Here is a 19,624-nt window from a genome sequence, read left to right on the forward strand (position 1 = left end):
ATGTCATCTTCCCGTCCCGGTTTTTCCTGTAGTTGGTTACCTTACCTGTTGGTATTACCGCAACTGGCCATCACGGCTGTTTTCTTTCTGTGGCCAGCGGGTGAAGCGCTATGGTATTCGGTGCAAATGTTGGATCCATTTGGCTTGTCTAGCGAGTTTGTCGGGCTGAGTAATTTTATTGCGCTGTTTCATGATGAATACTATCTGGCCTCATTTTACACCACACTTATTTTCAGCTCGCTGGTGGCAGGCATTGGTCTGATTGTTTCATTGTTTCTCGCCGCGATGGTGGATTACGTTTTACGGGGCAGCCGTATCTATCAAACGTTACTGATTTTGCCTTATGCCGTTGCTCCCGCCGTGGCGGCGGTGCTGTGGATATTTTTATTCAACCCAGGGCTGGGCTTGATAACCCATTTCCTTGCCACTCTAGGCTACAACTGGAATCACGCACAAAACAGTGGGCAGGCGATGTTTCTGGTGGTGCTGGCCTCGGTGTGGAAACAAATCAGTTATAACTTCTTGTTTTTCCTTGCTGCACTGCAATCGATCCCCCGCTCACTGGTCGAGGCTGCGGCTATTGATGGTGCCGGGCCAGTTCGCCGTTTCTTCAATTTGGTCTTGCCGCTGATTTCACCGGTAAGTTTTTTCCTGCTGGTGGTGAATCTGGTTTATGCCTTCTTTGATACTTTCCCGGTGATAGATGCGGCGACAGGCGGCGGCCCGATGCAGGCCACCACGACCTTGATTTATAAAATTTACCGTGAAGGTTTTGCCGGATTGGATTTATCCAGTTCAGCGGCTCAATCGGTTGTTCTGATGTTGCTGGTGATTGGCCTGACGGTTATCCAGTTCCGCTTTGTTGAGCGTAAGGTACGTTACCAATGATTGAGAATCGCCGTGGGCTGGATATTTTTTGTCATGTCATGCTGATTATCGGCGTGTTACTGATTCTGTTCCCGCTATATGTGGCTTTTGTCGCAGCGTCTTTGGATGACACGCAGGTATTCCAGGTGCCGATGACCCTGATTCCCGGCCCACATTTATGGCAGAACATCAGCCACATTTGGCATGCCGGTGTAGGCAATAACAGTGCGCCTTTTGGGCTGATGCTGTTTAACAGTTTTGTGATGGCGTTTGCGATTACCGTCGGTAAAATCACGGTGTCGATGTTGTCTGCCTATGCCATTGTTTACTTCCGTTTTCCGCTGCGAAATCTGTTTTTCTGGCTGATTTTCCTCACCTTAATGCTGCCCGTGGAAGTGCGTATTTTTCCGACAATTCAAGTGATTGCTAACCTGAACATGCTTGACAGCTACACCGGCCTCACTCTGCCATTGATGGCCTCTGCCACAGCAACATTTTTATTCCGCCAATTTTTTATGACTCTGCCAGATGAGTTATTGGAAGCCGCTCGAATTGATGGCGCGGGTGCCATGCGCTTTTTTTGGGACATCGTTTTGCCACTCTCCAAAACCAATTTGGCGGCACTATTTGTTATCACTTTTATCTATGGGTGGAACCAGTATCTCTGGCCAATCCTGATTACCAGTGATGCTTCGATGGGCACGGCGGTGGCGGGAATTAGAAGCATGATTTCTACCTCGGGCGCACCAACCCAGTGGAATCAGGTGATGGCAGCAATGATTTTGACGTTAATTCCACCGGTCGCGGTGGTCCTTGTGATGCAGCGCTGGTTTGTACGCGGCCTGGTAGACAGTGAGAAGTAATCTGATATGGCATGTTTAAAGCTCCAAGCAGTAACCAAATCTTATGACGGCGTCACGCCGGTGATAAAGCAGATTGATTTAGATGTTGCGGATGGTGAGTTTATCGTGATGGTCGGCCCGTCCGGCTGCGGTAAATCGACATTGCTGCGGATGGTCGCGGGGCTAGAGCGCACCACCAGTGGGGATATCTATATTGATAATCAACGGGTAACTGATTTGGAACCCAAAGATCGCGGCATCGCCATGGTGTTTCAGAATTACGCGTTATATCCCCATATGAGTGTGTTTGACAATATGGCTTATGGGTTGAAAATCCGTGGTTTTGGCAAGGAGCAGATCCGCCAGCGCGTTGATGAAGCGGCCCGAATTTTGGAGCTGCAACCGCTGCTTAAACGCAAGCCACGCGAGCTATCTGGAGGTCAGCGCCAACGTGTCGCGATGGGTCGAGCTATTGTGCGCGAGCCGTCGGTATTTCTATTTGACGAGCCGCTTTCCAATCTGGATGCCAAGCTTCGAGTGCAGATGCGCCTTGAACTGCAACAATTGCATCGTCGGCTGAAAACCACCAGTTTGTATGTGACTCATGATCAGGTCGAAGCCATGACGCTGGCCCAGCGAGTGATTGTGATGAACAAAGGTGTGGCAGAACAAATTGGCACGCCAAGTGAGGTTTATCAACGGCCAGCCTCATTGTTTGTCGCCAGCTTTATTGGTTCACCGGCAATGAATCTGCTCGCCGGAACCGTCAGCCCGGATGGGCGTAACTTTATTTTATCCGACGGTATGGCACTTCCGCTGGCGGTTCCACGACCACAATGGGCCTCACGCCACTTGACCTTGGGTGTTCGTCCGGAGCATATTCAGCAAACAACGTCAGCGCAGGGGATCCCGATGGCTTTATTAACGCTCGAATTGTTAGGGGCGGATAATTTGGCACATGGGCAATGGGGTGGGCAGAGTGTTATCGCCCGTTTATCTCATGAAGAAATGCCGACGGCGGGCAGTATGCTGTATTTGTATTTGCCACCTGCGGCGCTGCACTTTTTTGATTCAGAAAGCGGACTACGGATGGAATCATGAGTGAAAATTGGCCTTACCCTACTATTGTTGCTCATCGGGGTGGCGGCGCATTAGCGCCCGAAAACACCTTGGCGGCGATTGATGTTGGCGCGCATCACGGCCACAAAATGATCGAGTTTGATGCTAAGTTATCGCAAGACGGCCAGATATTTCTACTGCATGACGACACCCTAGAGCGCACCAGTAACGGCTGGGGTGTCGCTGGGGATTTACCTTGGGAAAAGCTGATTCAGTTGGATGCCGGTGATTGGTATAGCCCGGCATTTCACGGTGAGCGCTTGCCATTACTCTCTGAGGTGGCTGCTCGCTGCGCCCAGTACAGCATGGCGGCAAATATTGAGATAAAGCCGACCACGGGAACTGACATTCCTACCGGGCGGGCTGTTGCGCTAGCGGCCCGCACCTTGTGGCAAGACCAGGCCATACCGCCGTTATTGTCGTCTTTTTCATTTGAGGCACTGGCCGCAGCACAGCAGGCGGCACCTGAGCTGCCGCGCGGCCTATTATTGGATAAATGGGATGAAAATTGGCTGGCAATGACGCGTCAGCTAGATTGTGTCTCTCTGCATATTAATCACAAGCAACTGACGGCAGAGCGGGTCGCTTTACTCAGAGCCGCCGGGCTGCATATTTTGGTGTATACCGTCAACCAACCCGCGCGCGCGCAGGAATTGTTAAATTGGGGCGTTGACTGTATCTGTACTGACCGTATAGATTTGATTAGTACAGACTTCTACCTTCGTACTTGAAGTCACAAGGGTGTTAGCCGCACTCACTCACCCGAATGACATACATGAGTATGTTCATCGGGATTTGTTCATTTGCTGCCTACCTGTAACTCCAATGACTTTGATATAAATAAAACGGAAAACAGAACAGGTCAGCCATTCTTACATTTACGGGCTGACCTGGCCCGGCTTGACAGGAAGTGAATCATGCCCGCCTTTGTTATTTCGCTCTGGCACCAGATTGTCTTGTCTTCACCGCTGTTTGTGCTGCTCGCACTGGGCTACGGTTTAGTCCGATTTGGTAAGTGGCCATCCACTATCACTGATGGCCTGACCCGCTTTGTTTTCTCTCTCGCATTACCTGCCATGTTGTTTCGTATGATGTGTGATTTCTCCGAGCGCCCAGCGGTCGATGCTCGTCTGCTTATCGCCTTTTTTGGTAGCTGTCTGGTGGTGTTTGTTATTGGGCGAATCATCGCCAGCCGGGTATTTCATCTGGATGGTGTGTCCGGTTCGGTATTTGCCCTTGGCGGGATTTTTTCCAATAACGTGATGCTGGGGCTACCTATCGCCACCATCATGCTGGGAGAAAAGTCTATTCCCGCAGTGGCGCTGGTTTTAGTCTTTAACGGCTTAATTTTGTGGACATTAGTGACAATTTCGGTGGAGTGGGCGCGTAATGGCTCGCCAACTTTAGCCGGCTTTGCGAAAACGGCCCGCAGTGTACTGACTAACCCGCTGATAATCGGCATTATCTCGGGCACATTATTTAGCCTGACGGGTTTGCAATTGCCGCAATTTATCGACCAGCCGGTCACCATGCTGGGGCAGGTGGCCCCTCCGTTATCATTGATTGTGCTGGGAATGGGGCTGGCGGAGTATCGCGTGAGCGAAGGCTGGAAAATCAGCAGCGCTATCTGTTTTCTCAAGCTGATTGTGCAACCGATGGTGATATGGGCGCTGGCGTGGGCCATGAATTTACCCGCATTGGAAACTCAGGTGGTGGTCTTGCTGGGGTCAATGGCGACGGGTGTGAATGTTTATCTGATGTCACGCCAATTTAATGTATTGACCGGCCCTGCCGCCGCCAGTTTGGTGATGTCTACCGTACTGGCCGCTGTTACTACTCCGCTAATATTGACGATAATTGGCGTGGGGATGTAACTAGCGAGATAAAAAGGTGCTATCAAAGCGCTGTAGAAAACTTAATGGGTTTGTATTTGACCAGATGTAAACCCACTTCGCGTAAAAATTGTTCCCCGCTTGCGCTACAATTGCACTTTATCACCTCAATGAGCCAAATTATCGTGCCGTTACTGGTCATTACCACCATTTTGTGGGCATTTTCTTTCAGCCTAATTGGCGAATATCTGGCAGGGCAGGTGGATAGCTGGTTCTCCGTGCTGATGCGTGTCGGGCTGGCTGCTCTGGTCTTTTTGCCGTTCCTACGTTGGCGCAATATCCACTGGCGGGTGATCTTGCTGTATATGATGGTGGGCGCAATTCAGTTAGGAATCATGTATTTGTTCAGCTTCCGCGCCTATCTCTACTTGAGTGTGCCGGAGTTTTTGCTGTTCACCGTAATGACCCCACTGTATGTCACGTTAATCTATGATTTACTGCGGCGTCAGCCTCTGCGCTGGGGCTATGCCTTGAGTGCTTTGCTGGCGGTGGCTGGGGCGGCTATCATTCGTTATGACCAGTTAAGCGAACACTTTTGGTGGGGATTGATACTGGTTCAGGCGGCAAATATCTGTTTCGCCATCGGACAAGTGGGCTACAAGCGGTTGATGGAAATCCACCCGATTCCGCAGCATGTGGCATTTTCATGGTTCTATGTCGGCGCTCTGGTTGTTGCCGTCATCGCCTGGTTTGCTTTCGGCAACCCACAGAAACTGCCTACCACATCATTGCAGTGGGGCGTGCTGGTTTGGCTCGGTGTAGGCGCATCTGGCCTAGGTTATTTCATGTGGAATTATGGTGCGACACAGGTCGATGCCGGCACCCTGGGTATCATGAATAATGTGCATGTTCCGGCTGGATTACTGGTGAATCTGGCCATTTGGCAAGAAAAACCCCATTGGCCCAGCTTTATCATTGGGGCAATTGTGATAATGGCCTCGCTATGGGTACACCGGCGTTGGGTCGCTCCGCATTCTTTACAAACGGCAAATGATCACAAGCGTGTTGCCGGGCCGAACGAATAAAAGCTTCCGTGACCGGTTGGCGCTGCTCCCCATCACGGACGGCGGCGTATAACCGGCTCCATAAGCCATTTCCCAGTGTTTTGGTGACAACTAATCCCTGACGTTCAAAGCTCTCTACCACCCAGTGTGGTAGGGCGGCTATCCCCATCCGTGCTGAAACCATTTGAATCAGCAACAAGGTGTTATCGACATTTTTCAGCGAGGGATTAATTCCCGCAGGTTGCAGGAAATGCCGCCAGATATCTAGCCGTTGGCGCTGTACTGGGTAAATCATCAACACTTCTTGCGCCAAATCCTCCGGTTCAATGCGGGCTTTATTGGCCAAAGGATGGTCTGGTGCCAGTACCAGCCGTACCTCAAAATCAAACATCGGCGAATAGTGCAGACCACTGCGCGGCAAAATATCAGACGTCAGCACCAAATCCAGCTCTCCTTGCTGCAAGGCTGGCTGTGGGTCGAAAGTCACACCTGATTTGAAGTCCATTGCCACTTGGGGCCAACTTTTGTGGAAACTGTCCAGCGCCGGTGTTAGCCACTGAATACAGCTATGGCATTCGATGGCGATACGCAGCGCAGTTTGATGTGGCTCTTTACAAGTTTGCAGCGCTTGCTTGATTTGCGGCAGCACTTGTTCTGCCAACTGCAACAAGATCTCACCTTGCGTAGTGAAACGTAATGGCTGGCTTTTACGCACAAACAGGCGAAAACCCAGACGTTGTTCCAGGTCACTGAATTGATGAGACAAGGCCGATTGGGTCTGATGAAGTTGTGTCGCCGCCGCAGCCAGTGAGCCGGTATTACGCAAAGCTTGTAGAGTGCGTAAGTGTTTCAGTTCGATCATGAGAGTCCTTCACAGTGACAGTGAACAAATTGCGCTTGTGATTAATACAGTACCTGCTGATTATGGATGTGTAAACATCTGGATGGCTAAATGGGAAATAAGACGATGACAATTTTAAATCACACACTGGGTTTTCCGCGTGTAGGTCTGAAACGTGAACTGAAAAAAGCACAAGAAAGTTACTGGGCAGGCAACTCCACGCAAGAAGAATTGCTCAATGTGGGTCGTGAATTGCGCGCCCGCCATTGGCAACAGCAACAACAAGCTGGTGTTGATTTATTGCCAGTCGGTGATTTCGCCTGGTATGACCATGTATTGACCACAAGCTTACTGCTGGGCAACGTCCCAGAGCGCCATCAGAATGCAGATGGTTCGATTGACTTAGATACCTTGTTCCGAATTGGCCGTGGCCGCGCACCTACCGGTACACCGGCAGCAGCAGCAGAAATGACGAAATGGTTTAATACTAACTATCACTACATGGTGCCTGAGTTCCAACAGGGCCAGCAGTTCAAGTTGGGCTGGACTCAACTGCTAGATGAAGTGGATGAAGCGCTGGCATTGGGCCATAAAATCAAGCCAGTACTGCTTGGCCCGGTAACTTATCTGTGGTTGGGGAAAGTGAAAGGTGAGCAGTTTGACCGCCTCTCATTACTAAAAGATATTTTGCCAGTCTATCAGCAAGTTCTGGCGGAATTGGCAAAACGCGGTATCGAGTGGGTACAGATTGACGAGCCAGCATTGGTATTGGAATTGCCACAAGAGTGGCTGGACGCCTACCAGCCGGCTTATCAGGCACTGCAAGGTCAGGTTAAATTGCTGCTGACCACTTATTTCGACAGCATCGGCCATAACCTTGACACTATTCGCGCTTTACCCGTACAAGGCCTGCACGTTGATGTGGTTGCCGGTCAGGATGATATTGCTGGCCTGAATGCAAAACTGCCAAATGAGTGGCTGTTATCACTGGGTGTTATTAATGGCCGTAACGTATGGCGCGCCGATCTGAGTCATTGGTTTGAACGTCTGCAACCGCTGGTAAATAGTCGTCCGTTATGGTTGGGAAGCTCTTGTTCCTTATTACACAGCCCGATTGATTTAAGTGAAGAAACCCGCCTTGATGCAGAAGTGAAGAGCTGGTTTGCTTTCGCCCTGCAAAAATGTGCCGAACTGGCACTGTTAACACAGGCGCTGAATGCACCTACTGAAGCCAAACTGGCTGAATTAGCCGCTTACAGTGCTCCAATTCGTGCTCGCCGTGCTTCCAGCCGTGTCCACAACGCACAAGTAGAACAGCGTTTGGCGGCTATCACTGCACAAGATATTGAGCGCCAATTGCCTTATGAAGCGCGTGCGGCTGCTCAGCGTAAGCGCTTTAATTTACCTGCCTGGCCGACCACTACCATTGGCTCATTCCCACAAACCACTGAAATTCGGGGTTTACGTTTGGACTTCAAGCAAGGCCGTTTGGATGGCAAAAACTACCGCACCGGTATTAGCGAGCATATCAAACAAGCCATTGCCGAACAGGAGCGTTTGGGCCTGGACGTGCTGGTGCATGGCGAAGCTGAACGTAATGACATGGTCGAATATTTCGGCGAGCATCTGGATGGTTTTGTCTTTACACAAAATGGTTGGGTACAGAGCTATGGGTCACGTTGTGTTAAACCACCGGTAATTATTGGTGATATCAGCCGCCCTGAAGCCATTACCGTTGAATGGGCCAAATATGCTCAGTCTCTGACGGACAAACCGGTAAAAGGCATGTTAACCGGGCCGGTGACTATCCTGTGTTGGTCATTCCCGCGCGAAGATGTTAGCCGTGAAACTATTGCTAAACAAATTGCATTGGCACTGCGTGATGAAGTCGAGGATCTGGAGAAAGCCGGTATTGGTATCATCCAAATTGACGAACCAGCACTGCGTGAAGGCCTACCTCTGCGCCGTGCTGACTGGCAAGCTTATCTACAGTGGGCGGTTGATGCTTTTAAATTGAATGCGGCGGTCGCGCAAAACGATACTCAGATTCACACCCATATGTGTTACTGCGAGTTCAATGACATCATGGATTCTATTGCTGCGCTGGATGCTGATGTGATTACCATCGAAACGTCCCGTTCAGATATGGAATTGTTGGAGTCATTTGAAGACTTCGCTTATCCCAATGAAATAGGCCCCGGCGTTTATGATATTCACTCACCGAATGTGCCAAGTGTGGAATGGATTGAAGCTTTATTGCGCAAAGCGGCGCAGCGGATTCCTGCGGAACGTTTGTGGGTTAACCCAGACTGTGGTTTGAAAACCCGTGGCTGGCCAGAAACCCGTCAGGCGCTGGCAAACATGGTACTTGCGGCACAGCGCTTGCGCGCAGAACAAGCTTAATAGCGCTTTACTCTGTGTTGTGAGACTTCGGGCGCATATGTTGCGCCCTTTTTTATGGCTATTATTTATCTTCTTCAGGCACTGGGTTAGCAGCAACGCCGTGCTCTGCAAACCAGTTCAGCATGCGCTGCCAGCCATCCAGTGCAGATTCTGCGTGATAACTGGGGCGGTAATCCGCATTAAATGCATGCCCTGCCTCAGGGTAAACAATGATCTCGGCATCGGCATTCGCGGCCCTTAGTGCCTGACGCATGGTGTCAATATGCTCCTGGGTAATACTGCCATCTTTGCCACCATATAATCCCAATACCGGCGCGTTGAGGTCGACGGCAATATCAACCGGATATTTCGGTAGCAGTAAGGTTTTCTCTCCGACCAATTTGCCATACCAAGCTACAGCCGCTTTTAATTGCGGGTTATGAGCGGCATATAGCCATGCAATTCGCCCACCCCAGCAAAAGCCGGTAATGGCCAATTTGCTGGTATCCCCGCCGTGGCGCGATGCCCAATGTGCAGTATGGTCAAGGTCAACCATCACCTGCCTGTCAGGTATTTTGCTGACCAGATTTTTAACTAACGCATTGATATCATCATATTCTTTGGCATCCCCTTGGCGGAAGAATAATTCAGGGGCGATGGCCAAATATCCCTGCTTCGCCAGTCTGCGGCAGATATCCTGAATGTGCTCATGCACACCAAAGATTTCTTGTACAACAATAACGACAGGATATGGGCCAGTATGTTGGGCTGGCTTAGCAATATAGGCCGGTAACTCGTCTCCTTGGGACGGGATAGTGGTTTCCGTGCAGTGAATACCTTGTTGATCGGTATGGCGGGTCGTCGGGGCCAGAGGATCGACTGCGGGGGTGAATCCGCTTGCCGCCTGCCTGAGAGTCATCAATTGATCAGTTTTCACTGTGGTCTCCTTACGAAATGAGGAAAATATGGCTCGATAAAGTCTTATTGGGTTGAGCTATCCATTGCTCTGATATTTGCAGTTGTCGACTTTTACTATAGATAATCTGTGAGATTAATGAGATCAGGTTGCCGTAATTAAACGTTTTATTGCGATATTGAGGCACCTGCTCAGTCAACTGATGACGAGAAGATATATCGTCAACATTCATCAATGAGTCCTATCATTGTTATTCATATATAAAGTCACTGTTGCTGCGGGCTTTTTTTGTATAAAAAACAGTCTCAATGAAGTTGTTATGTGATATGTGTCACATTTAAAATGTATTTGAAGTTATCATTTCTTTTATCAAGGTGACCATCATCACGAAATAATGTGATGGTTTTGAGTAAAGTATTCCTTTGTACCTCCCTATAACATCTCTCATGAAAGAGGAGTCTCACACATGGCTAAATCCGACGTTTTTCACTTGGGCCTGACTAAAAATGATTTGCAAGGGGCGACTCTGGCTATCGTTCCGGGTGACCCACAGCGTGTTGAGAAAATCGCTAAATTGATGGATAACCCAGTACATCTGGCTTCACATCGTGAATTTACCTCATGGCGTGCCGAACTTGATGGCAAAGCTGTGATTGTCTGCTCAACTGGGATTGGTGGCCCATCCACCTCTATTGCGGTTGAAGAATTAGCGCAACTCGGTGTGCGGACGTTCCTGCGTATTGGTACTACAGGTGCGATTCAGCCACATATTAATGTTGGTGATGTATTGGTCACAACCGCAGCAGTGCGTTTAGACGGTGCCAGTCTGCACTTTGCGCCAATGGAATTCCCGGCAGTGGCTGATTTTGACTGCACCACAGCATTGGTTAATGCGGCTAAATCTGTTGGTGCGACGACTCATATTGGTGTCACCGCTTCTTCAGATACTTTCTATCCAGGGCAAGAACGCTACGATACTTACTCTGGCCGTGTTGTCCGCCGTTTCAAAGGCTCCATGGAAGAATGGCAATCTATGGGAGTAATGAATTATGAAATGGAATCAGCCACATTGCTGACAATGTGCGCCAGCCAAGGCCTGCGTGCCGGCATGGTCGCTGGGGTAATTGTTAACCGCACCCAGCAAGAAATTCCGAATGAAGAAACCATGAAAGCGACTGAAAGCCATGCGGTGAAAATTGTCGTTGAAGCGGCTCGCCACCTACTGTAATACCTACTGCTGGCGGGCCAGTAACTCTCCGCAAATGAATCAATGAATATCATACGAGCGGGTCAGTTACTGGCCCGTTCTTTATTTCGGCTGATTATCTGTTAATGTCGTAGCTCTTATAATGGACAATAATAAGAGGAAAATATGACGACACCTGTTCTATCTCATCCTTCCCTGCTGCCACTGGATGGTGGTATTAACTTTCGTGATCTTGGTGGTAACGTCGTTACAGATGGCCGGCGTATCAAGCGCGGGTTATTATTTCGCTCGGGTTCACTTGATCGTTTGAGTTCTAAAGATTGTGAGGTTCTCAGCAGTGGCTCCGTTGCTCAAATTCTAGATTACCGCGATGCTGATGAAGTTCAGGCCAAACCCGATATTGTTTGGCCGGGTGCCAGCTATCACAATATTCCAGCCAACCCACTCAGCAGTGAAGTTAACGCCAATCTCGAGAAACTGACAAACGAGACGTTAGCGACATTTGATGCCAGAGCCTTCATGCTAGAGCTCTATCGCCGCCTACCATTTAATAATCAAGCTTATAAGCAATTGGTCAGTTTGCTACAAAATAGTGCTTCGCCAGAACACGACGCGGCAGGTGTGGTACAACATTGTGCGGTCGGAAAAGACCGTACCGGAGTGGGTTCAGCATTGGTGCTGTTTGCTTTAGGGGCTGATGAATCGACAGTCTTGGAAGATTACTTGCTGACTGAAACGACACTGGCACCTTTTCGTGAACATATGCTGGCTGAACTGGCACTCAAATTAAATGATAAGGCACTAGGTCAATTTGCTTTTGTACTGTCGGCTCGAGAAGAGTTTATTCAAACTGCTCTGCTTAGTATTCAAGAGAGGTATGGTAGCCGCGAACAGTGGCTACAGCATGAATTTGGTCTTGGCAGCCGCGAGCGTGAAAAATTGCAGTCATATTTCTTGGAGTAATCGCATACCAAGAGGCTAATTTTGTGATTTATCGTGTATTGAGCCACCACTGGGTGGCTCTTTTTAACCGCTTAATGATGCAAACTACCGCTTAACCAGTTCGCGGGTATTTCTCTTAGGGACCAAGCGTATGTTAACGCCTGACAAATTCCCTGGAGAGAATGCTCATGCAACATGCGATTACCTTTGTTATCGCCTCCGCGTGTATCCTTATGATCTGCTACCGTTTATACGGTATCTTTTTTGTTCGTAAGGTTCTGCGAGTCGATGACAGTGAAGTAACACCTTCCCACACCTTTGAAGATGGTAAAGATTACGTTCCAACTAAAAAATGGGTGAACTTTGGTAGCCACTTTGCAGCTATTGCTGCGGCTGGCCCCTTGGTTGGCCCAGTACTGGCAGCCCAATATGGTTATTTACCCGGCTTCCTGTGGTTACTGATTGGTTGTGTTATCGGTGGTGCTGTGCACGACACCGTCGTTCTGTTTGCTTCAATGAAACATCAGGGTAAGTCCCTGTCTGAAGTGGCTAAATCAGAACTTGGGCCAGTCGCGGGCTGGTGTACCGGTCTGGCTATGCTATTTATTATCACTATTACCATGGCCGGGTTGTCGATGGTTGTGGTACATGCGCTGGAACGTAACCCTTGGGGTACTTTCGCGGTCTTCATGACAATCCCTATCGCAATTTGTGTTGGTTTATGGGAACGCATGACTGGCAGCATGAAAGGGGCTTCTTATGTCGGTATCGCCGCCATTATGGTGTGCGTGTTCGTCGGCCCTTACATTGAAGGCACTTGGCTTGGTGAATGGCTAATGCTGAAAGCCGATACCGTTAGTATTATTCTGCCAATGTATGCTTTCTTCGCTACAGCCTTACCTGTCTGGATGCTGTTAACCCCTCGCGGTTACCTCTCCAGCTTTATGAAAATCGGTGTATTCGGTGCACTGATTGTCGGTGTTGTATTTATTAACCCTGAAATTCAATTCCCAGCAGTAACACAGTTTATTCATGGTGGCGGCCCAGTTCTGGCAGGGCCGGTCTGGCCGTTTATCTCTATTACCATTGCTTGTGGTGCTATTTCCGGTTTCCATGCATTTATCGGTTCAGGTACTACACCAAAACAGATCGATAAATGGAGTGATATCCTACCTGTTGGTTTTGGCGCGATGCTGGCCGAATGTATGGTTGGGGTTATGGCCCTGATCGCTGCAACATCCCTGCATCCTGCTGACTATTTTGCGATTAACTCATCTGCTGAAGCCTGGAGTATGCTCGGCATGGAAGTGGTTAACCTGCCAAAACTGAGTCAGGAAATTGGCTTAGATTTGTATGGCCGTACCGGTGGTGCTGTTACCTTAGCTGTGGGTATGACGGATATCTTCATTCGAGTGCCATGGTTCAGTAGTTTAGCTGCTTACTTCTTCCAGTTTGTTGTGATGTTTGAAGCCGTATTTATTCTGACAGCCGTTGACTCTGGTACCCGTGTTGCTCGCTACCTGCTGCAAGATTTCCTGGGCGATATCTGGGCACCATTGAAACGCACTGATTGGTTACCTGGCACATTAGTGTGCAGTGTTATTGCTTGCGCGTTGTGGGGTTACCTCCTTAACTCCGGCGATATCAACTCGGTTTGGGCGCTGTTCGGCGTATCAAACCAGTTAATGGCTTCTGTTGGCTTAATCATTGGTGCCACTATCATCCTGCGTTTAGCAACCAAACGTGTTTACATGCTGACTTGTGTGATCCCACTTGCGTATCTGTTTGTCACTGTAAACTATGCGGGCTATTGGATGATTACCCATGTGTACTTCAATTCAGCAGCGAAAGGTTACAATTTGTTCAATGGTATTATCTCTATCATCATGATGACATTGGGTGTAATTATCTTGATATCAGCGCTGAAAAAATGGCGTGAACTGTGGATTCGCAGATCAGCCGAGATGGCTGGCAATAAAGTAGTCACTGCCAACGCTTGATATCATTGATATTCTAAATTAACCCTGATAAACGGTCGGAATCTTCCGGCCGTTTATTTTTTGTTAAACAAACATGTCGATACATTGAGTATGCTAATGGCAACTTTGTTGATAACAGGAAAATGCCTGTGACCCTAAATGATGTCATTACTACCGTTACTGATTTTGTTCGCGAACATGAGACGTGGGCAATGCCTATCGTATTCATTCTTGCTTTTGGTGAGTCGCTAGCCTTTCTTTCCCTGCTACTTCCCGCAACAGTTATTTTGCTTGGATTGGGCGCATTAATAGGTGAAAGCGGTATTTCTTTCTGGCCGATATGGGCCGCCGCCGCCGCTGGGGCCTTCTTTGGCGACTGGATCTCCTATTGGGTCGGAGATCATTACAAAGATCGCGTTGGTACTCTGTGGCCACTTTCCCGCAACCCCCAACTTCTTGTTCGCGGTCATGCTTTTTTCGAGCGCTGGGGGTTCTTTGGTGCCTTTATCGGCCGTTTCTTTGGTCCATTGCGCGCAGTCGTTCCTTTAGTCGCTGGGATTTGTGCTATGCCAAAGTTCTATTTCCAGTTGGCTAATATCACCTCCGCTATCATTTGGGCATTCGGTATTCTGGCTCCAGGCGCTTTTGGTATTCAGTGGCTTTCTCACTGGATAGATTAATATAGCCTGAACTCTCTAATGGGCCTCATATTTGTGGCTGATAGTTCTAGCGCATTTCTTTGTAGCAGAGTAAGCCGTTTTTTATCTGCTTACTATCTATGCGTACGGCTTCGCAATATGGCATGTAACGGAAAAATAATCTGGACATCCATACAGTGTCCCCTTACCTTGGCTGACAATAGGTAATGGGGAGATAACCGTGGATATCAGTTTATTTTATGGGCTGGGAGGCTGCCTACTTGGTGGGATTATTGGTTGGCTAATGGCTAGCTTGTATCAGCAGCGAAATAAGGCGCAGCAGGATATTGAACGGCGGTTACTGGAACAGGCATTACAACAGTCTCAGCAAAATACCTCGGAATTACAGGCTCTTTTGCAACGTAATGAACAACAATTACGCCAAGGTGAATTAGAACTCCGCAATTTGCACAGCCAACTGGCGGCAAATGCTGAAAAACTGCAACAGTTGACTCATTGGCGTAATGAATGTGAGCAGCTCAATCAAGAATTAAGAGCTCAACGAGAAGTGAATAGTGCACAAGAGGCTGAACTACGCGAGGTCACGATCCGCTTGGAAGAAACTCGGCTGACCGCAGAAGAAAAGCAACGTCTGCTTCTCAATAGCGAGCAACGGCTCACCACTCAATTCGAAAATCTGGCAAATCGCATCTTTGAACAAACGGGTCGCCGTGCGGACGAACAAAATAAGCAAAGTCTTGATCGTTTATTGTTACCTCTACGGGAACAGTTAGATGGTTTCCGAAGACAGGTTCAGGATAGCTTTGGGCAAGAGGCCCGTGAACGACATACTCTGACCCATGAAATCCGAAGTTTACAGCAGCTTAATGCGCAAATGGCGCGGGAAGCTCTAAACCTGACTAAAGCGCTCAAAGGGGATAATAAAACTCAGGGAAACTGGGGGGAAGTCGTTTTAGCAAAAGTGCTTGAAGCTTCAGGGTTGCGTGAGGGTTATGAGTATCAAACTCAAGTTAGTGTGAAAATTGATAGTAATAGTCGTATGCAACCGGATGTTATTGTGCGCTTACCGCAGGGTAAAGATGTTGTTATTGACGCTAAAATGTCGCTGGTGGCTTATGAGCGCTATTTTAATAGTGAAGATGATATTGAGCGCGACGCGGCCTTAAATGAACATTTATCATCGCTACGCGCTCACATCAGGATGTTGGGTCGTAAAGATTACCAGCAACTCCCCGGTTTACGTTCACTTGACTATGTATTGATGTTTATCCCTGTTGAGCCTGCGTTTTTGGTCGCTATTGACCGTCAGCCAGAATTGATAAACGAAGCCCTACAGCACAATATTATGTTGGTCAGCCCAACAACACTGCTGGTGGCTTTACGGACTATTACTAATTTATGGCGTTACGAGCACCAAAGCCAAAATGCGCAGCGTATAGCGGATAGAGCCGCCAAGCTCTATGACAAATTGCGCTTATTTGTTGATGACATGGAATCATTGGGGCAAAGCCTCGATAAGGCGCAGCTAAGTTATCGTCAGGCAATGAGCAAACTGTCGCAAGGCCGTGGTAATCTGATAGGGCAAGTTGAAGGTTTTCGCACTCTGGGGGTCGAGGTAAAACGACCTATTAGTCCAATATTGGCGGAGAAAGCCAGTATGGAAGATAAACCTGAGGGTGATTTAGCGCTATCCGATGATGCAGAATCTGAGATCAACAATTCTGCACCGCTGAAGTATCAGGGTTAGTTGCATGTTCCTCTTCTGTATGATGTTGAGAAAGCTGCGATTAAGCAGTTACCTTAATACCAGGTGAGGTGGGGCTTTCATCGGAGATCTGGTACACTTCCTCGAAAGATTGACTGAAAAGCAGGCAAAGAAAAATGGTAGATCAGGAGAAGGAAACCACTCATTTTGGTTTTCGCACCGTAGCCAAAGAACAAAAAGAAGGCATGGTGGCAGAAGTTTTTCATTCCGTAGCCGCCAAATACGATCTGATGAATGACCTGATGTCATTCGGCGTTCATCGTATTTGGAAGCGTTTTACCATTGACTGCAGCGGTGTTCGGCGCGGTCAAAAGGTATTAGATCTAGCGGGTGGTACCGGAGATTTAACAGCTAAGTTCTCTCGTCTGGTTGGTGAGCAGGGCGAGGTGGTTCTGGCGGATATCAATGAATCAATGTTGCGTATGGGGCGCGAAAAGCTACGCGATAAAGGTATTGTCGGCAATGTTAGCTACGTACAGGCGAATGCTGAAGCCTTACCATTCCCTGATAATCACTTTGATTGCATTACTATTTCATTCGGTTTGAGAAATGTAACCGAAAAAGAAAAAGCGTTGCGCTCTATGTTTCGGGTATTAAAACCCGGCGGCCGTTTATTGGTTCTTGAGTTCTCTAAGCCACTTCTGGAGCCTTTGAGTAAAGCCTATGATGCATACTCTTTCCATATTTTACCTAAAATTGGTGAACTTGTGGCGCAGGACTCTGAAAGCTACCGTTATTTGGCAGAGTCTATTCGAATGCACCCTGATCAAGAAACACTGAAAGGCATGATGATAGATGCCGGGTTTGAAAACGTAACCTATTCCAATTTAACCGGTGGCATTGTTGCGTTACATCGGGGTTTCAAGTTCTAACAGGAATAGAATTATGCCGCTAAAATCACTGATATTTAAATCCTTGTCACTGAAACCAACTTTGCTGTCGCCGCTAATAACAGCCGCTATAGAAACATCACTAAATAGCGTGCTCTTTCGCGATAAAAGTCTGAAAGCTGCCCGTTTACGTTTAACGGGGAAAGTCCTGCGTATCGAATTACGTGAGATGAGTTTTCCGCTGTTATTAGTATTTAGTGAGCGGCAGGTTGATGTTTTAAGCCAATGGGATGGTGATGCGGACTGCATAGTGAAAACGGACATTACTGTGCTGGTAAAGTTGCGTGACCGCCAACAACTATCGCCTTTGATGCGCAGCGGTGAACTGATTGTAGAAGGTAATATTCAGGTGGTTCAACAGCTAGTTACGCTCTTGGATCTTGCCGAGTTGGAGCCTGCTGAATGGTTGGCTCCCTATATTGGTGATGTTGCAGCGGAAACTATTGGGCAAGTAGTACATAAAAGTAGCCGTTTTCTCAGTAAGCAATTACAACAGCAGCAACTTTACTTGGCTGAAGCAATAACTGAAGAATGGAAAATGGCTCCAGCGCCGTTGGAAGTGGTGTGGTTTAACGAAGAGGTTGATGCCGCTGCTCGTGCAACTGAGGCTTTGAGTGCTAGATTGGCAACCATGGAGACAAAACAATGACGCCAGGAGAACTTCGGCGCCTGTATCTTATCATTCGGGTTTTCTTAAGCTATGGGTTGGATGAGCTAATCCCGAATATACGTTTGACGTTGCCACTACGCATTGGTCGTCATTTATTTTTCTGGTTGCCTAATCGTCATAAAGATAAACCTCTGGGTGAGCGTTTACGCCTTGCCTTACAGGAGTTAGGGCCTGTCTGGATCAAATTTGGTCAGATGATGTCCACGCGGCGTGATCTCTTCCCGCCGGCAATTGCCGATCAGCTTGCTTTATTACAGGATAGAGTTGCCCCATTCGATGGTGCTTTGGCGCGAAAGCATATTGAGATCGCAATGGGTGGGCCGTTAGAAACATGGTTTGACGATTTTGAGCAGGAAGCTTTAGCCTCCGCTTCTATTGCTCAGGTACATACGGCGCGTTTAAAAGAGAATGGCCAAGAAGTCGTACTCAAAGTTATTCGGCCTGATATTTTGCCCATTATTAAAGCCGACGTACGTTTGATGTATCGTCTTGCTGGTTGGGTACCCAAGCTTTTACCTGATGGTCGTAGATTACGTCCAAGGGAAGTTGTCCGTGAATATGAAAAAACACTGCTTGATGAGCTAAATTTGCTGCGCGAGGCCGCTAACGCTATCCAGTTGCGTCGCAATTTTGAAGACAGCCCAATGCTCTATATCCCAGAAGTCTATTCTGATTATTGCCGCGAAAGTGTATTGGTGATGGAGCGAATTTACGGCATACCTGTATCTGATATTACTGCTTTGGAAGATCAAGGCACCAATATGAAGCTGCTGGCTGAGCGCGGGGTTCAAGTCTTTTTCACTCAGGTGTTTCGTGACAGTTTTTTCCACGCAGATATGCACCCGGGGAATATATTTGTCAGCTATGAGCACCCTCATGACCCACTTTACATTGGTATCGATTGCGGCATTGTTGGCTCGCTGAATAAAGCGGATAAACGCTATCTGGCTGAAAATTTTATTGCTTTCTTTAATCGAGATTATCGGCGGGTTGCTGAGTTACATGTCGATTCTGGCTGGGTTCCTCGTGATACTAATGTTGAGGATTTTGAATTTGCTATCCGTACCGTCTGCGAACCTATTTTCGAAAAACCACTGGCGGAAATATCCTTCGGGCATGTGTTATTGAATCTTTTTAACACGGCACGCCGTTTTAATATGGAAGTACAGCCGCAGTTGGTTCTCTTGCAGAAAACATTATTATATGTTGAAGGTCTGGGGCGTCAACTCTATCCACAGCTTGATCTCTGGACGACAGCTAAGCCTTTCCTTGAGAGTTGGCTGCGAGATCAAGTTGGGTTGCCTGCGGTTATCCGAGCACTGAAAGAGAAAGCACCATTTTGGGCTGAGAAATTTCCAGAGTTACCAGAACTTGTATATGACAGTTTGCAGCAGCACAAATTATTACAGCAAAGTGTCGATAAACTCACGACTCAAATGCAAGGCCAGCAACAACGTCAGGGGCAATCGCGGTATTTATTCGGTGTTGGCGCTACACTATTAGTCAGTGGTACCATTTTATTCTTGGCCGATGCGGTAGAAATTTCAACGGGATTCATTGTCGCTGGAGTATTGGCTTGGTTTATTGGTTGGCGACGTACCAGTTAATGATTTATTGCTAAAAGTTTCTGTGGATAGCCTATTGTACGA

17 protein-coding genes are annotated in these 19,624 nt (G+C 48.1%); 15 read left to right on the forward strand and 2 right to left on the reverse strand.

The window, feature by feature from the left end; genetic code table 11:
- From ugpA to F0T03_RS01235, 6 genes are all read left to right on the forward strand, one after another.
- A complete protein-coding gene (gene ugpA, locus F0T03_RS01210; protein ID WP_159677077.1) occupies positions 1-888 on the forward strand; it encodes a sn-glycerol-3-phosphate ABC transporter permease UgpA in 888 nt (295 codons plus the stop codon).
- A complete protein-coding gene (gene ugpE, locus F0T03_RS01215; RefSeq protein ID WP_145556113.1) occupies positions 885-1,730 on the forward strand; it encodes a sn-glycerol-3-phosphate ABC transporter permease UgpE in 846 nt (281 codons plus the stop codon). The genes ugpA and ugpE overlap by 4 nt, the downstream gene beginning before the upstream one ends.
- 6 nt (positions 1,731-1,736) lie before the next feature.
- A complete protein-coding gene (locus F0T03_RS01220) occupies positions 1,737-2,810 on the forward strand; it encodes a sn-glycerol-3-phosphate import ATP-binding protein UgpC (RefSeq protein WP_159677078.1) in 1,074 nt (357 codons plus the stop codon).
- On the forward strand, positions 2,807-3,559 hold the full coding sequence (gene ugpQ, locus F0T03_RS01225; RefSeq protein ID WP_159677079.1) for a glycerophosphodiester phosphodiesterase: 753 nt from the start codon (positions 2,807-2,809) through the stop codon (positions 3,557-3,559). The genes F0T03_RS01220 and ugpQ overlap by 4 nt, the downstream gene beginning before the upstream one ends.
- A gap of 186 nt (positions 3,560-3,745) precedes the next feature.
- Entirely contained in the window at positions 3,746-4,702 is a 957-nt protein-coding gene (locus F0T03_RS01230) for an AEC family transporter (protein ID WP_145556116.1), read from the forward strand.
- Between the two features lie 143 nt (positions 4,703-4,845).
- On the forward strand, positions 4,846-5,745 hold the full coding sequence (locus F0T03_RS01235) for a carboxylate/amino acid/amine transporter (RefSeq protein ID WP_145556142.1): 900 nt from the start codon (positions 4,846-4,848) through the stop codon (positions 5,743-5,745).
- Here the strand turns inward: F0T03_RS01235 and metR are convergent.
- Positions 5,633-6,586, reverse strand: a complete 954-nt coding sequence (gene metR / locus F0T03_RS01240; RefSeq protein WP_145556117.1) for an HTH-type transcriptional regulator MetR — start codon at positions 6,584-6,586, stop codon at positions 5,633-5,635. The genes F0T03_RS01235 and metR overlap by 113 nt on opposite strands.
- A 105-nt stretch (positions 6,587-6,691) precedes the next feature.
- On the opposite strand from metR, the gene metE reads away from it, so the two are divergent.
- Positions 6,692-8,968, forward strand: a complete 2,277-nt coding sequence (gene metE, locus F0T03_RS01245; protein ID WP_145556118.1) for a 5-methyltetrahydropteroyltriglutamate--homocysteine S-methyltransferase — start codon at positions 6,692-6,694, stop codon at positions 8,966-8,968.
- Positions 8,969-9,029: 61 nt separating this feature from the next.
- On the opposite strand, the gene F0T03_RS01250 is transcribed toward metE, so the two are convergent.
- The gene (locus F0T03_RS01250; protein ID WP_159677080.1) at positions 9,030-9,884 is read right to left on the reverse strand and encodes a dienelactone hydrolase family protein; all 855 of its coding nucleotides are present in this window, start codon (positions 9,882-9,884) and stop codon (positions 9,030-9,032) included.
- Positions 9,885-10,329: 445 nt separating this feature from the next.
- On the opposite strand from F0T03_RS01250, the gene udp reads away from it, so the two are divergent.
- The 8 genes from udp to ubiB all read left to right on the forward strand — a co-directional run bounded on the left by udp (position 10,330) and on the right by ubiB (position 19,582).
- The gene (udp, locus tag F0T03_RS01255; protein WP_019080151.1) at positions 10,330-11,091 is read left to right on the forward strand and encodes a uridine phosphorylase; all 762 of its coding nucleotides are present in this window, start codon (positions 10,330-10,332) and stop codon (positions 11,089-11,091) included.
- A 144-nt stretch (positions 11,092-11,235) separates the two neighbouring features.
- Positions 11,236-12,033 carry a tyrosine-protein phosphatase gene (locus F0T03_RS01260; protein WP_145556120.1) on the forward strand — a complete coding sequence of 266 codons (798 nt, stop codon included), beginning with the start codon at positions 11,236-11,238 and terminating at the stop codon, positions 12,031-12,033.
- Between the two features lie 167 nt (positions 12,034-12,200).
- A complete protein-coding gene (locus tag F0T03_RS01265) occupies positions 12,201-14,012 on the forward strand; it encodes a carbon starvation CstA family protein (protein ID WP_162527004.1) in 1,812 nt (603 codons plus the stop codon).
- 128 nt (positions 14,013-14,140) lie between these two features.
- Positions 14,141-14,671, forward strand: coding sequence for a DedA family protein (locus F0T03_RS01270; RefSeq protein WP_145556122.1), 531 nt, complete (start codon positions 14,141-14,143; stop codon positions 14,669-14,671).
- Positions 14,672-14,870: 199 nt separating this feature from the next.
- Positions 14,871-16,397 carry a DNA recombination protein RmuC gene (gene rmuC / locus F0T03_RS01275; protein WP_162526855.1) on the forward strand — a complete coding sequence of 509 codons (1,527 nt, stop codon included), beginning with the start codon at positions 14,871-14,873 and terminating at the stop codon, positions 16,395-16,397.
- A gap of 134 nt (positions 16,398-16,531) precedes the next feature.
- Complete coding sequence (ubiE, locus tag F0T03_RS01280) at positions 16,532-17,287, forward strand: bifunctional demethylmenaquinone methyltransferase/2-methoxy-6-polyprenyl-1,4-benzoquinol methylase UbiE (protein ID WP_159677081.1); 756 nt, start codon at positions 16,532-16,534, stop codon at positions 17,285-17,287.
- A gap of 13 nt (positions 17,288-17,300) precedes the next feature.
- The gene (gene ubiJ / locus F0T03_RS01285; protein ID WP_162526856.1) at positions 17,301-17,954 is read left to right on the forward strand and encodes a ubiquinone biosynthesis protein UbiJ; all 654 of its coding nucleotides are present in this window, start codon (positions 17,301-17,303) and stop codon (positions 17,952-17,954) included.
- Positions 17,951-19,582 carry a ubiquinone biosynthesis regulatory protein kinase UbiB gene (ubiB, locus tag F0T03_RS01290; protein WP_145556124.1) on the forward strand — a complete coding sequence of 544 codons (1,632 nt, stop codon included), beginning with the start codon at positions 17,951-17,953 and terminating at the stop codon, positions 19,580-19,582. The genes ubiJ and ubiB overlap by 4 nt, the downstream gene beginning before the upstream one ends.
- Positions 19,583-19,624: the final 42 nt, after the last annotated feature.

Source organism: Yersinia canariae (assembly GCF_009831415.1).
Classification (GTDB): Bacteria; Pseudomonadota; Gammaproteobacteria; order Enterobacterales; family Enterobacteriaceae; genus Yersinia; species Yersinia canariae.

What these genes read in the sequence shown, in the direction of transcription:
- ugpA (WP_159677077.1), top strand. Translation starts at nt 1, where the DNA reads ATGTCATCTTCCCGTCCCGGTTTTTCCTGTAGTTGGTTACCTTACCTG.
- ugpE (WP_145556113.1), top strand. Translation starts at nt 885, where the DNA reads ATGATTGAGAATCGCCGTGGGCTGGATATTTTTTGTCATGTCATGCTG.
- F0T03_RS01220 (WP_159677078.1), top strand. Translation starts at nt 1,737, where the DNA reads ATGGCATGTTTAAAGCTCCAAGCAGTAACCAAATCTTATGACGGCGTC.
- ugpQ (WP_159677079.1), top strand. Translation starts at nt 2,807, where the DNA reads ATGAGTGAAAATTGGCCTTACCCTACTATTGTTGCTCATCGGGGTGGC.
- F0T03_RS01230 (WP_145556116.1), top strand. Translation starts at nt 3,746, where the DNA reads ATGCCCGCCTTTGTTATTTCGCTCTGGCACCAGATTGTCTTGTCTTCA.
- metR (WP_145556117.1), bottom strand. Translation starts at nt 6,586, where the DNA reads ATGATCGAACTGAAACACTTACGCACTCTACAAGCTTTGCGTAATACC.
- metE (WP_145556118.1), top strand. Translation starts at nt 6,692, where the DNA reads ATGACAATTTTAAATCACACACTGGGTTTTCCGCGTGTAGGTCTGAAA.
- udp (WP_019080151.1), top strand. Translation starts at nt 10,330, where the DNA reads ATGGCTAAATCCGACGTTTTTCACTTGGGCCTGACTAAAAATGATTTG.
- F0T03_RS01260 (WP_145556120.1), top strand. Translation starts at nt 11,236, where the DNA reads ATGACGACACCTGTTCTATCTCATCCTTCCCTGCTGCCACTGGATGGT.
- F0T03_RS01265 (WP_162527004.1), top strand. Translation starts at nt 12,201, where the DNA reads ATGCAACATGCGATTACCTTTGTTATCGCCTCCGCGTGTATCCTTATG.
- ubiE (WP_159677081.1), top strand. Translation starts at nt 16,532, where the DNA reads ATGGTAGATCAGGAGAAGGAAACCACTCATTTTGGTTTTCGCACCGTA.
- ubiJ (WP_162526856.1), top strand. Translation starts at nt 17,301, where the DNA reads ATGCCGCTAAAATCACTGATATTTAAATCCTTGTCACTGAAACCAACT.
- ubiB (WP_145556124.1), top strand. Translation starts at nt 17,951, where the DNA reads ATGACGCCAGGAGAACTTCGGCGCCTGTATCTTATCATTCGGGTTTTC.